Origin of the sequence: Aquirhabdus sp., assembly GCF_046462495.1 — a bacterium.
GTDB lineage: Bacteria > Pseudomonadota > Gammaproteobacteria > Pseudomonadales > Moraxellaceae > Aquirhabdus.
The window spans coordinates 19,663-33,385 of record NZ_JBKGVE010000003.1 but is presented as its reverse complement, the minus strand read 5'-3'; the positions used below and the strand labels follow the sequence as shown (position 1 = coordinate 33,385).

The window sequence follows — 13,723 nt, the reverse complement described above, 5'->3', positions numbered from 1 at the left end:
GTAATTTGAACAGACTATAATGCCGACCAAATAGTAAAATTTAAAATCATTATTAGAAGTCCTCCATGCAAAAAATATCCATCCTCAATCGCAAAACGCTGATGTTTCCGCTTGCGATTGTGCTTTTCGAATTCTGCGTCTATATCGCTAATGACATGATCCAACCCGGCATGATTGCGGTGATTACGGAGTATCATGCAGGCGTTGAGTGGGTGGCGCGTTCGCTCACAGCATATCTGATCGGCGGTACGTTAATTACATGGCTACTGGGTCCTTTGTCTGATCGGGTAGGGCGTCGTTCTGTGATGATCTTCGGTGCAGCAGTTTTTTCGCTTTCCTTACTGCTCATTTTGTTCTCGTGGAATATCGAAACGTTTATGTTGTGGCGCATCGTGCAGGGCATGGGGCTGTGCTATATCTTGGCAGTGGGTTATGCGGCCATTCAGGAAGGCTTTGAAGAAAAGGCTGCCGTGAAAGTCATGGCGATGATGGCAAACGTTGCACTACTTGCACCGCTGGTAGGACCTGTATTAGGTGCGGCAGTGGTATCGGTCTGGTCATGGCAAGTTAGTTTTGTGCTCATAGCCGTTGTCGCTGCACTGAGCGTTGTCGCGCTCTACTTTCATATGCCAGAAACCATGATCGTGGATAAGGCTAAACCAGCGTCTCCAATCTCCTTTAAAGCGATCTGGGCTGACTATCGTACACTCTTGGCCGAGCCTGCCTTTGTCAAAGCGGCAGCCTGTATGTCATTGTTTGGTGTACCACTCATCGTTTGGATAGGATTATCGCCAGTCATCCTGATCAAAGATGCAGGCATGACGCCAATGGAATACGGTCTTTGCCAGATCCCTGTGATTGGGGCATTGGTGGTGGGTAATGTGCTGCTGATGAAAGTCACGGATCGTTGGCCGATTGCACGTCCCGTGCAGTGGTCCCCTTATTTTGTGGCGTTGGGATTGGTACTGACGGCGCCTGTTTTTGTTTTACCACAACATGCGGCACTGTTTATTACGCTGGGGATGACCTGTTTTGCATTTGCACAAGGCTTTGCCTTTGCAGTAGTGTATCGCTTCGTCATGACGTCATCACCGCAAGGAGCGGGTGTCATGGGGGCGGCAGTAGGCATGGTCTTGATGGCGGGTTACGCGCTCGAGCTTGAGCTTGCAGCATGGCTATACTACCGCTATGCGGGGCAAGGGCTCTTTGTTATGTTACTGATTTTCTCGATATTCTTCTTTATCCTGTTGCCGGGCGTGATCAAGCGGGCGGTACTGCAACGTGAGCCAACTGATATTACGCATTAAGCAAAGACGAATTATCTTGACTTCGAGGGGCATTGCTTCTAGTCTTCGCCCCGAGTCCTTGAGCCGACTCGTATATTCTAATTCTGCGGGCTTTATTTTATAGAGTCATCAGGCGAGGATCTTGGTTGGGGTGGGAAACCACTACGCCTAGACGTTAGAATGCCAAAAGCCGAACAGCAATGTTCGGCTTTTGTGCATCTGAGGTTTAGATTTCGGCTTGCTGCTAGTTGGGCTCAAGTCCAGAGCGATCCATCTTCCCTTGTTGTTTGAAGTAATTAAAGATGATATTGACTGCGGGATTGGACCAGCCATTGATGGTCGCAAAGTCACGATCCAAAGTTGCATGATGGATATCATGCATAGTGGGAGTCATGAGGAGGGTGGTCTTACGCATAGCATGGATGATCCATGGATTATCATCACGATGCAGCGTACCGTGGAAATACTGCGTCAAAATCATCCCCAGCAGCAAGATATCCAAGCCCACCAACAACCAACTGGGTAATGTCCATAGTGAGCAGACGATATTAAGCAGCACGGACAATGGAAAGACGAAGACCATAATCGAGGTGGTTTGATAGATAAAACTACGCCGACCCAGTGCCAGTGGGCGAGGGTGATGGTTTTTGAAATCAAACACGACGCGTTCAAAGAAGCTGATACGAGCCATCGCTGCGCGGCGCATGGAGAGGTACTCTTCTGATTCCCGTGATCCTTCGTAGAAGAATAACTGACCGAGTCCGACATTCTCTGTGCATGGACGATAATCCATATACATATGGATCACCCCCGATAAGGCATCAGCCAGATACCATGCAATCAGAGCCGCAGGGATGATCTTCCAATCAAACGACATAAAGCCCAGCCACGCAAAATTGAGCGCAACACTGCTAAAAAAAATCACAAAAGCGATGCGTCTTAACATGGCTTTATGGCTCTGGTGTAGAAAGGTTTATGAAGCGCTAAAAAAAACATTGAAACCTAATGGTGGCTCATATTGCCACTTCTTGTTTTAGTATAAACGAATAAAGCCGAACAGAGTGTTCGGCTTTATTCAGTTTTTAGTGCTTTTATTGAGCAAATATTACGAAGAGAGTTTTTTTGCTTTGGCTTTTTTAGAGGCACTGAGGCGCGCTTGGAGTTTGGTAACGGTGCCAAATACCTTTTGATAGCCTTGTGGCATGATACGTTGCATCAGATCAAGGATTTTTGCATCGTTGCCGATGAGCAAGCGGCGTTGATTATGACGAACTGCATTGAGGATTTGACGTGCGGCTTCTTCTGGAAGGATACGCAGCATTTTGTCAAAGTCTTTAATGCTTTTTTGCGCATTCATGCCGAGAGAGCTTAAGCTGTCACTCATCCGTGCTGATTTTGCGATATTGGTACGGATACCACCGGGGTGAACACAGGTTGAGCTCACACCGAGGTTTTGCATGTCCAATTCTTGGCGTAAGGATTCGGTAAAGCCGCGAACCGCAAATTTACTGGCGTTGTATGCACTTTGCGTTGGCTGGGCAGTCAGACCGAACAGGCTTGAAATATTGATGATATGACCATCACCACTTTGTTTCAGCAGTGGTAAGAATTCTTTGGTGCCGTAAACCACGCCCCAGAAGTTGATGTCCATCATCCACTCGAGGTCTTTATAGCTCATGCCTTCCACAGTGCTGCCCATGGCAACGCCTGCATTGTTGAAGATCAAGTTAACTTGACCGTGTTTTGCGACGGTTTCTTTCGCCCAAGCAGCAACTTGTGCCTGATCTGACACATCAACTTTTTGTGTGGTAACATTGATTTTAAATGGCTTAACCAATTCTACAGTAGCGGCAAGACCTGCTTCACTGACATCAGACAGAGAAAGGTTACAGCCTTCTTTTGCGAGAAGAACCGCCAGTTGTTGTCCAATACCTGAGCCTGCGCCGGTGATTGCGGCAACTTTACCTTTAAAATTTTTCATAGCCTAAAATCCTGAGTGTATTGATGCTTAAGATTGATGCTTAAGTTGGTATGCGGCGGTTATTTTCGCTGGTCGCCACTATAGATTTGACAACTCTTATTGTCAATATCAATATTTGTTCTTTGTGCGGGCATGATACAATTAAAAAACGATGTCTAACATCAGACCCATTTTAATAGGACTACTTTACCGATAGAAGGTGCGGGCATGAGTCATTCTGCTGCAGAAAATGAGCAAACCACTGTGACTGATTTATCCACGGAAGCTACGGAAACGAAAGACGTCACAACAACGACCAAGCGTCGCAGTTTTAAAGGCATGAGCTTGGAAGAGCGTCAGGCAGAACGTCGTGAGCGTTTGATGGAGGCGGGACTGCAAGCTTATGGCACGCAGGGCTTCTTCTCGGTAACCGTGCGTGATATTTGCATCGAAGCAAAGCTGACCGAGCGCTATTTCTATGAGTCCTTCAAAAACAGCGAAGCGCTCTTTGATGCGATTTATATGCGTCTGATTGAAGAGTTGCAGCAGCGCATCATGACCGCGGTCATGCAAGCCGCGCCAGATCCACGCATGATGATTCAGTTGGGATTGACCGCATTCTTCCAATTGCTGCGTGATGAGCAACGTGTGACGCGTATTTTGTTCATTGATGCGATTCTCGTGCATGAGAATGATGGCGCCAGCATCTATAAAGCCGTCAAGCGCTTTGATGTCATGACCCAATCGTTTATTGCCCTCATGGTGCCGCGCGCTCAAGAGTATATGGCGCTCGTGTCATTGATTTCGACAGGACTGACAGGCTATGTCTCTCACCTTGCTACACGTTGGGCGATCGGTGGATTCAAAGAACCGATGGATGATGTATTGAATGCCTGTATGGTGATCTATGAGGCGCTGTTGCTCAGCATCGAACAGTCCGGCAAAAATGCGACCGACTTCTGGAGGATGCAAAAGCAAACCAGCTATAAGGCGAAATCATAATTAGCCACGCTTATTCCATACAGCGCTGACTGAGTTCCCCCAGTTGCTTTAACGCGTGTTCAATCTGTGGTGTCCATAAGTCACCGCAGTTGATGCGTAGGTGATGATCAAACCGTTCACTGGTTGAGAATAAACAGCCGGGCATAGTGAAGATGCCTGCGGCCAAAGCCAAATCAAACAGCTTTAAGGTATTACAGGGTTTGGGTAGCTCGACCCAGAGCAGGTATCCCCCGCGTGGGCGAGAGAGACAGGTTCCTCTTGGGAAGTAACGCTCTATCGCTTCAGAGACGCGGCGAATCTGCAACTGGAAAGCTTCGCGGAGATGACGTAAATGATGGTCATAACCGCCTGTTTCCATAAAGCGCGCAAGAGTAATTTGATAAAGCGCTGTGGTGGCGACACTGCTGGTAAATTTCAGATGGGTAATTTCCTGTTGCCAGCGCCCAGCAGCCACCCAGCCGATACGAAAACCCGGGGCAATGGTCTTGGTAAAGGAACTACAGAGCATGACGTTTCCAGTTTTATCCCATGCTTTGAGCGGTCTTGGACGGTGATGCTCAAAGTACAATTCTCCGTAAATATCATCCTCAATGATAGGAATCCCCCGTTCCTCCATTAATTCCGCGACATATTGTTTATCACTATCGGACATCACACTGCTGAGCGGATTTTGAATCGTCGGCATGATGATCAGCGCTTTGACTTGTCCTTTAAGCCGAGTTGCGAGTTCCAGCGCATCAACCGAAATGCCATCGCGCGCACTGGTTGGGATTTCAAGTGCTTTAAGTCCCAGACTTTCAATAATCTGCAAGATGCCAAAATAAATCGGTGACTCAACAGCAACCGTATCTCCGCGCTGGGTCACTGCTCGCAAGCATAGATTGAGCGCCTCCATGGCACCTACGGTCACGATAATCTCTTCGGGTTTGAGCAATACAGAATAATGTGCGTAACGCCTGATGATCTGGGTGCGAAGCTCTGGATGACCCATACTCATGTCGTAATTGCCGATCGCTTCAAGCATGGTTCGGTTATTGGCGGTCAATAACTTACGCAAGCGACTGACGGGAAACAGCACGTGATTGGGGGAGGCGGCCCCGAGTTGCACCAGATTAGGACGGCTCGCTGCGCTGATCACACGCATGATGGTCTTGCTCAACGTCACTTCACTGGCCGCTTCGGTCACTGTCGTATTCTGTGGTTCTTTTAAGAGGACCGATTTGGCTCGGACGTAATAGCCAGATTTTGGGCGCGCTTCGATTAAGCCCAAGTTCTCTAGATAACGTAGCGCCGTCAATGCGGTCACTGGGCTGGATTGCTCTTGCTCCGCCAACATACGTACCGACGGCAAGCGGCTACCACTGGGAAAGGCACCCTGTTCAATCAGTTGCTGCAATCGTGCCGCCAGTTGCCGGTAACGTGGGGTCGCATCTTCTATAGCCGTTGCGCTCTCACCCAGATCAAGTGTAGCGGGGAGGGTTTGAGTCGGCTTATTGAATGCGTTCATCACGATTGCTCTGGTTGAAGTACAGGATGAAATACAGTAGTCACCTTAAGTGACAGTAACAGATATATTATTCTTATAACTGTACTAGGTACAAAAAAAATTATCTATATCTGTTTCTATTGTTTTGTAAATTAGACAATAGCACCTTCAATACAATAAGGAGTGACGATGATGCAGCACGCATTAAGTCAGCAGCCAATCCGCATCGAAAACGGTCAATACCAGTCTATTCAGTGTCTAGGCGGCACGGTGTGGCTAACGTGTGCAAACGATGATCATGATTACTTCCTGACTGCAGGTGAGTCTTTAAATTTGAGGTGCTGTGAAGGGGTTGTGCTTTCTGGTATCGAAAAAAATACTGTTGCTGACTTGCAAGACTTGGCTGTGATTCCTGAGTACGCTATTGTCTAACCATCTGGTTCATTTATGAAAGAGCGTCACCCTGTTATGTCCATCCTTAAAGATTTCTCAGTTTCAACTGTCGCAGCAGGATTTGTAACGGTACTTGTCGGCTTTACCAGTTCAGCGGTCATTATTTTTCAGGCGGCGCAAGCACTAGGTGCGAGTCCCGCTGAAATCGCCTCATGGATTTGGGCACTTGGCATCGGTATCGGCTTAACCTCCATTGGTCTATCTCTTTACTACAAGATGCCGATTGTGACGGCGTGGTCCACGCCAGGTGCAGCACTCCTGATTAGTAGTGCCAGTGGACTGAGTATGGCTGAAGCCATCGGTGGTTTTTTGATTTCAGCAGGGCTGATTATTCTGACTGGGTTTTCGGGGCTCTTTGAGCGTACCATGCGCAAAATCCCGATTTCGATTGCGTCTGCCATGCTTGCAGGGATTCTAATTAAATTCGGCATGAATGTTTTTATTGCCATGACATCACAATTCGTGATGGTGTTTGGCATGTTCTTGGTCTATCTGTTTGCCAGACGTTTTCAGCCGCGTTATGCCGTCGTGCTGACTTTACTCGTCGGTGTCATTTATGCGGGTTTTGCCAATCTATTGACTTTTAATGTCGTGCAATTTCAGGTCGCATCGCCGATTTGGATCATGCCAGTATTTAGTGTGCATTCATTGGCGATCGGATTGCCTCTATTTATCGTGACCATGACCTCACAGAATATTCCCGGTGTTTCAGTACTGCGCGCTTCTGGCTATCATGCGCCGATTTCACCAATCGTGGGCTGGATTGGTATCGTGAATGCCGTGCTGGCACCTCTGGGTGCTTTTGCGTTGAATTTGGCAGCAATCACCGCTGCAATTTGTACAGGGCGTGAAGCCCACGAAGATTCGCATAAACGCTATACCGCAGCGCTTTCAGCTGGAATCCTGTATTGCTTGATTGGCATCTTTGGGGCAACGATTACCTCGTTATTTCTCGCGTTTCCTCGTGAGCTGATTTTGGCGATTGCAGGTCTTGCGCTATTTGGTACGGTTGCCAGTGGTCTTGCGACGGCACTGGATCAAGAGGCAGAGCGTGAAGCTGCACTGATTACGTTTCTTGTGACCGCATCAGGTGTGACCCTGTGGGGAATTGGTGCTGCATTTTGGGGATTATTGGCGGGAATTATTGCGCTGGTGATTAGTCGTTATCGCAAAGTGATCCAGATTGCTTAGAAAAGATGAGAGTCAATATGATTGACTAGGCCGGCGATGGAAATAAGTCTTAGAAATTTAAATAATTTAAAAATTTGATTTAGATCAAGTTTGATGTCAAATGGCGATGAAATTGGAGTTTTTACTCTAATTGACATTGACTATTGTCAACTTTGTGGCTATGTTAGCGGCTCGTTTTTAAATATACAGATTTCGGGTGACTCATGAGCCAGCAGCATTTTGACATTTTAATCGTAGGCGCAGGCATTTCGGGGATTGGTGTTGCGTGTCATTTATCACGCGAATGTCCAAAAAAGAGTATTGCCATTTTGGAACGCCGTCAAGCGATTGGCGGAACTTGGGACTTGTTCCGTTACCCAGGTATTCGCTCAGACTCTGATATGTCGACCTTTGGTTATCATTTTAAACCGTGGACAGAATCTAAAGTTTTGGCTGATGGTGAATCAATCCGTAACTACGTCAATGAAACTGCTGAAGAGTACGGCATCAAAAAGAAAGTTCACTTTGGTCGTCAAGTCAAGCAAGCGTCTTGGTCATCAAAGCAAAAGCTGTGGACCTTAACGGTTCATAACGAAGCGACGAACAAGACTGAGAAATGGACTGCGAACTTCTTACTCGGTTGTACTGGCTACTATAACTATGACGCTGGTTATAGCCCAGAGTTCCCAGATCAAGATAAATTCAAGGGTCAGCTCATTCACCCACAGCACTGGCCAGAGAATCTTGATTACGCCGGAAAGCGTGTCGTGATTATTGGTAGTGGGGCGACAGCGATTACTCTGGTGCCTTCTATGGCGGGTACTGCTGGACATGTGACCATGCTTCAGCGTTCACCAACTTATATTGCCGCAGTACCATCGATCGATTTTGCATACGATGCGATGAAAAAAGTATTGCCATCAAAAGTCGCTTTTGGTTTGACACGTGCACGTAATATCGGTCTACAACGTGCGATCTATCGTTTGTCACAAAAGAATCCAAAAGCGGTACGTCGTTTATTACTGGCTGCGGTTAAGCACCAAGTCGGGAAAGACGTTGATATGCGCCATTTCTCACCAAGCTACAATCCGTGGGATGAACGCTTGTGTGTGGTGCCAGATGGCGACTTGTTCAAAGTGCTGAAAAATGGTTCAGCCAGTATCGAAACTGATCATATCGAACGCTTCACAGAAACCGGTATTTTGCTGAAATCAGGTAAAACACTGGACGCAGATATCATCGTGTCTGCGACGGGTTTGAATGTACAGATGCTCGGTGGTACAGAAGTTCTGGTCGATGGCGAGAAACTGAATCCGAATGATCATTTGATGTATCAAAGCATTATGGTTGAAGGCGTGCCGAATGCTGCATTGATTGTTGGCTATACCAATGCATCATGGACACTGAAAGTGGATATCGCTGCAGAGTATCTGTGCCGTCTGATCAACTTTATGGACAAGAAAGACTATAAAGAAGTGATTGCACGTGATCTTGTCGGTTATCAAACGGAAGATACCGTCATGGGCAGTATCCATGCTGGTTACATTCGCCGTGCTGCAAGCACTCTACCGCGTCAGGGCTCACAAGCACCGTGGATCGTCTTAAACAACTACCTTGCTGACCGTGTCACACTGCGTAAGAGCACGTTTGAAGACGGTATCTTGAGCTTTGATGGTCGTGTGCCAAAAGCAAAAAAAGGTTTGTTTAAATTCTTGGGTAAGTAATCTTCTTACACGAGAAATAAAAAAACAGCACCAATAGGTGCTGTTTTTTTTATGGACTAGAGTCAAGAGTACTGTGATTAGGCTTTCGTTTCAGGCTTTGGTGTAGCCGCAATTTTGACCGTATCACCTGCAGAGAGGCCGTCGGGTGGATTGCTGATCACGCGATCCGTAGTTGCCAATCCTGAGCCCACTTCAATGAATTTACCGGCATCACGCGCAATGGTGATGGTCTTGAACACAACATGGTTATTCTGATCAACTGTGGCAACACGTAGACCATTTTTGTCAAAGAGCAATGCACTAGAAGGCACTTGCAAACGTGCCGCCCCAGGTGTGCTGTGCTGATCGATACTGGCGTTGACGAAACCACCGGGGAGCAATAAGCCATCTGCATTATTGACTTCAAACTGCACCAGCGTCGTTCCCGCATTGGCATTCACAGATTGTGAGAAAGCACTCACTTTCGCTGTGAAGGTTTGACCTTGATGCGTCGGCGTCGTCAATGTCGCTTCGGTCCCTACCTTGATCCCTGCAACATCGCTTTGCGGGATGTTTACGGAGACGCGAAGTTTGCGTGTATCCGAAACTTCAAATAACGGCAAACCATTGTTACTTGAACCATTGGCATTGATCAGCGCGCCGATGTCGGTATTCCTTGCTGTCACGATGCCATCAAAGGGCGCTGTGATGTATTTGAATTTCTGCAAGGTTTGCAGACGATCAACATTAGCTTGTGCTGATTTAAGTTGTGCCAATTGCGCCGCGAGCGCGCTGTTCTTCTCATCAACTTCTTGCGGAGAGGTTGCCTCCGCAGGCAGTGCTTTCCAGCGACTCGCAGTCGCTTTTGCAAGGGTCAGCGCGGCTTGCGTATTGGCCATATCCGCTTTGGCCTGTGCAAGCTGTTGATCAAGATCTGGTGTCTCAATCTCAGCAATCACTTGTCCTGCTTTGACATGATCACCGATATCGACTTTCCAGCTTTTCAGGTAGCCGCTGGCGCGTGCGTAAATCTGTGCTTGAGAGTAGGCGGAGAGTTGACCAGGCAGATCCAGCGTCGCTTTGGAGTGACTGTCGGTAGGCGCTGTGATCGATACAGTTGGAATCGTTTGGGCTTCGGTCCAGTCTTTCAACTGCGTGCTACTTGATGCACGAGAGACCAAGCCAATGGCGACGACGAGCGCCAGTACAATTCCTGCACCTGCGCCAACAACCCCGAGTTTTTTCGATGAAATTTGCGGGATGTCCTGTGGTGATTGTTCAGACATGAGATTCTCCTTGGGTAGGAATAGCGTTGCTATCGTCGTCTTTCGACGCATTATGAGGCTTTCCGTGTTTATCTTTACCGTGATTGCGATGCACGAGACTGAATACGACGGGTACAAAGAGTAGGGTTGCGATAGTGGCGAAAAAGAGACCACCGATTACGGCACGTCCGAGAGGTGCATTTTGCTCACCACCTTCACCGAGTCCTAATGCCATGGGTGCCATGCCGATCATCATGGCCAGTGCAGTCATGAGGACCGGACGGAAACGGACGAATCCAGCTTCAAGCGCGGCCTTAATTGGATCACCGATCTCGGCGAGTCGCTCACGGGCAAAGCTGATGACCAAGACGCTGTTTGCAGTCGCAACCCCCATACACATAATCGCTCCAGTCAGTGCTGGCACAGAGAGGGTAGTATGGGTGGCAAAGAGCATCCATACGATCCCCGCAAGGGCAGCAGGTAGAGCGGTGATGATGACGAACGGATCGCTCCACGACTGGAAGTTCACCACGATTAAAAGGTAGATCAGCACGATGGCACCAAGCAAACCAAACAGTAGGCCCGAGAAGGCGCTGTTCATGGTTTGAACCTGACCTAACAGGTAGACATTGGCACCTTTCGGAAGCTCTTTTTTCGTGGCATCAACAACCTTTTGAATATCGGCTGCAACTGCACCCAGATCACGCCCTTGTGTTGTGGCATAGATTTGCACCAGCGGCTGAATGTCGTATTGTGAGACCACTGCATTACTGCTGGTCCGCTCAATATCAGCCACACTGCCCAAAACTTGTGGGGAGGTTGTGGCGGATGGACTGCTGGAGGTAATGGGTAAACTCTTCAAACTGTTCAGGGTGTCAATTTGATATTGCGGCGTTTGAATCACGATTGGATATTGCACGCCATTTTGCGGGCTTAACCAGAAGGTCGGTGCCACCTGACTTGAGCCTGCAAGATTGACAACCAAGCTGTTGGTGACATCTTTTTCAGTCAAGCCGATCAATTGCGCACGGGTACGATCCACGTTGATATTCAGCGAGGGGTTCTTCTGCGATTGCTGAATACGCACATCTGCAATGCCTGGAATATGCTTAAGCTTTGCAAGTAAATTATTGGCGTAAACAAAGTTTGCATCCAGCTTCGGACCACGAATTTGTAGATTAATCGGGGCCGGTGCACCAAAGTTTAGAATCTGACTGATAATGTCGGCAGGCACAAACGAGAAGGTCACTCCGGGATAGAGCCGAGGCAATTCTTCGCGCAGCTTCTGAATGTAGTCAGCCGTTGGTTTATGCTTTTCATTTAAGGCAATCTGGATGTCGCCATCCGATGAGCCAATGATCCCCGTATTGTTATAGACCATATTGATCCCAGATACAGGGAAACCAATGTTATCTGTCATCGTCTCCAGCTCTTTAGCAGGAATGATTTGACGAATAGTCTTTTGGATTTGTGCAAACTGACTTGCGCCATCTTCAACACGGGTACCGACGGGTAAGCGCGCATGGATCAGAATTTGCCCTGAATCTACTGTTGGGAAGAAGTTTCGACCTAAGAATGGGATGAGCAAGAAAGACGCAAGTACAAAGACCATAAAGCCAGTGATAAAGAGTCTGCAGTTACGCAGTGCCAAGGCCAATAAGCCATGGTAAACATCACGCACGGCTTCAAAGCGTTTTTCAAAGTTGCGTTGAAAGCGAACCAAAGGATTCTTGCTGCGCGGTAGGGTTAAGCCATGGCCGTGTTCATCGGTATACGGTTCATGCGGTTTGAGTAAATACTTTGCCATCGTTGGAACGAGGGTACGCGATAAAATGAATGAGCAAATCATCGCAAACATGACGGACTCAGCCATCGGCACAAACAGGAAGCGTGCGACCCCATCCAAGAAGAACATTGGCACAAACACGATACAGATACAGAGGAGCGAAACAAATGCGGGTGTTACGATCTGCGCGGCACCATCCAAGATAGCCTCTTCTGTTTGCTTGCCTTGCTCAAGATGCCAGTTGATGTTTTCAATGGTGACCGTTGCATCATCCACCAAAATCCCGACAGCAAGTGCCAGTCCGCCCAAAGTCATAATATTAAGCGTTTCACCCACGGTTGCCAAAAGAATCAGCGCACCCAGAATCGAAAGCGGAATAGAGGTTGCAATGATTAGCGTAGAGCGCCAGCTTCCCAAGAACAATAAGATCATGAGACTGGTCAGCAGGGCCGCAATCGCACCTTCGAGTACCACGCCGCTAATCGCACCGCGCACAAACACGGACTGGTCGCCGACAAGTGCAATCTTAAGATTCTCAGGGACGATGCTTTTAAGTGCAATGACTTGTTGCTTCACACCGTCGATTACGGCAAGGGTTGATGCTGATCCGTTTTTCAATACCGACATCAAGACCGACCGTCCACCATCGACATGTACAATGTTGGTTTGTGGCGGATTACCATCGCGTACGTTCGCCACATCACGCATATAGACCATGGCGCCATTGACGTTTTTAATCGGTAAGTTGGCGAGTCCTTCCAGTTCTGACGGCGCGTTATTGAGCTGAACGGCATACTCCATGCTATCAATCTTTTGCGTGCCGACAGGCGTAATCAGATTTTGTGCCGCCAGCGCATTGGCCACATCCTGACCCGATAGCCCGCGTGCCTGTAAGGCTTTGGGATCTAGATCGATTTGCACTTGACGCGTTTTGCCACCAAAAGGATAAGGCACCGATGCCCCTGCAATGGTCACCAGCTTGGTACGTATGGTATTTAAGCCTAAGTCACCCAGATTTTGCTCAGTCAATCCCACGCCGGAGAGCGCCAATTGAATGATTGGTACTGTGGATGCACTGTAGTTGATGACGAGCGGTGGAGTGGTGCCAGCAGGCATTTGCTTGACGATGGTTTGTGAAATTGCCGTCACCTGTGCATTGGCTGTTTGAATATTCACATTCGGTTGGAAGAAAATCTTGACGATACCCGTACCTGTATAGGAGCTCGCTTCGATATGCTCGATATCATTCACGGTTGTCGTGAGTACCCGTTGATAGGGTAGCAGGATGCGACCGCTCATTTGATCCGGTGGCAGACCAGTGTAGTTCCATACCACAGCAATAACCGGAATCTTGATATCAGGAAAGATATCGGTCGGGGTGCGAACCGCGACCAACGGGCCAATAATGAGTAAAAGAATAGCCAATACAACAAAAGTGTAGGGGCGGTGGAGTGCGATACGAACAATTCCGAGCATAAACGAAGACTCCAGCACAGCAGGATATGTAAAGCAAAAAAATCAGTCCATGAACTGAACAATGACATTGATGTAAAGCAATGACTGGCTGATCAGATCCCTCTGAAATCGCCCGATAGAGAAATAGTTCAATGGC

General features: G+C 48.0%; 10 protein-coding genes. 5 read left to right on the top strand and 5 right to left on the bottom strand.

The genetic code is table 11. From position 1 onward, the window contains the following. The first annotated feature begins 65 nt into the window (after positions 1-65). On the top strand, positions 66-1,307 hold the full coding sequence (locus ACLHG7_RS01840; RefSeq protein ID WP_410209380.1) for an MFS transporter: 1,242 nt from the start codon (positions 66-68) through the stop codon (positions 1,305-1,307). A gap of 223 nt (positions 1,308-1,530) precedes the next feature. On the opposite strand, the gene ACLHG7_RS01835 is transcribed toward ACLHG7_RS01840, so the two are convergent. After that, a complete protein-coding gene (locus ACLHG7_RS01835; RefSeq protein ID WP_410209379.1) occupies positions 1,531-2,232 on the bottom strand; it encodes a fatty acid desaturase CarF family protein in 702 nt (233 codons plus the stop codon). 159 nt (positions 2,233-2,391) lie between these two features. After that, entirely contained in the window at positions 2,392-3,267 is an 876-nt protein-coding gene (locus ACLHG7_RS01830) for an SDR family NAD(P)-dependent oxidoreductase (protein ID WP_410209378.1), read from the bottom strand. Between the two features lie 207 nt (positions 3,268-3,474). On the opposite strand from ACLHG7_RS01830, the gene ACLHG7_RS01825 reads away from it, so the two are divergent. Continuing rightward, positions 3,475-4,248, top strand: coding sequence for a TetR/AcrR family transcriptional regulator (locus ACLHG7_RS01825; RefSeq protein ID WP_410209377.1), 774 nt, complete (start codon positions 3,475-3,477; stop codon positions 4,246-4,248). Positions 4,249-4,258: 10 nt separating this feature from the next. Here ACLHG7_RS01825 and ACLHG7_RS01820 read toward each other — a convergent pair whose 3' ends face one another. After that, positions 4,259-5,755, bottom strand: a complete 1,497-nt coding sequence (locus ACLHG7_RS01820; RefSeq protein ID WP_410209376.1) for a PLP-dependent aminotransferase family protein — start codon at positions 5,753-5,755, stop codon at positions 4,259-4,261. Positions 5,756-5,923: 168 nt separating this feature from the next. Here ACLHG7_RS01820 and ACLHG7_RS01815 point away from each other — a divergent pair, with 168 nt between their 5' ends. The 3 genes from ACLHG7_RS01815 to ACLHG7_RS01805 all read left to right on the top strand — a co-directional run bounded on the left by ACLHG7_RS01815 (position 5,924) and on the right by ACLHG7_RS01805 (position 9,081). Then, positions 5,924-6,166 carry a DUF2917 domain-containing protein gene (locus tag ACLHG7_RS01815; RefSeq protein ID WP_410209375.1) on the top strand — a complete coding sequence of 81 codons (243 nt, stop codon included), beginning with the start codon at positions 5,924-5,926 and terminating at the stop codon, positions 6,164-6,166. 36 nt (positions 6,167-6,202) lie between these two features. Beyond that, the gene (locus tag ACLHG7_RS01810; protein WP_410209374.1) at positions 6,203-7,378 is read left to right on the top strand and encodes a benzoate/H(+) symporter BenE family transporter; all 1,176 of its coding nucleotides are present in this window, start codon (positions 6,203-6,205) and stop codon (positions 7,376-7,378) included. 203 nt (positions 7,379-7,581) lie between these two features. Beyond that, complete coding sequence (locus ACLHG7_RS01805; RefSeq protein WP_410209373.1) at positions 7,582-9,081, top strand: flavin-containing monooxygenase; 1,500 nt, start codon at positions 7,582-7,584, stop codon at positions 9,079-9,081. A gap of 77 nt (positions 9,082-9,158) precedes the next feature. On the opposite strand, the gene ACLHG7_RS01800 is transcribed toward ACLHG7_RS01805, so the two are convergent. Together ACLHG7_RS01800 and ACLHG7_RS01795 are read right to left on the bottom strand one after the other, a co-directional pair. Further along, positions 9,159-10,346, bottom strand: coding sequence for an efflux RND transporter periplasmic adaptor subunit (locus tag ACLHG7_RS01800; protein ID WP_410209372.1), 1,188 nt, complete (start codon positions 10,344-10,346; stop codon positions 9,159-9,161). Beyond that, positions 10,339-13,587 (bottom strand): efflux RND transporter permease subunit, encoded by a 3,249-nt coding sequence (locus ACLHG7_RS01795; RefSeq protein ID WP_410209371.1) that lies wholly within the window; start codon positions 13,585-13,587, stop codon positions 10,339-10,341. The genes ACLHG7_RS01800 and ACLHG7_RS01795 overlap by 8 nt, the downstream gene beginning before the upstream one ends. Positions 13,588-13,723: the final 136 nt, after the last annotated feature.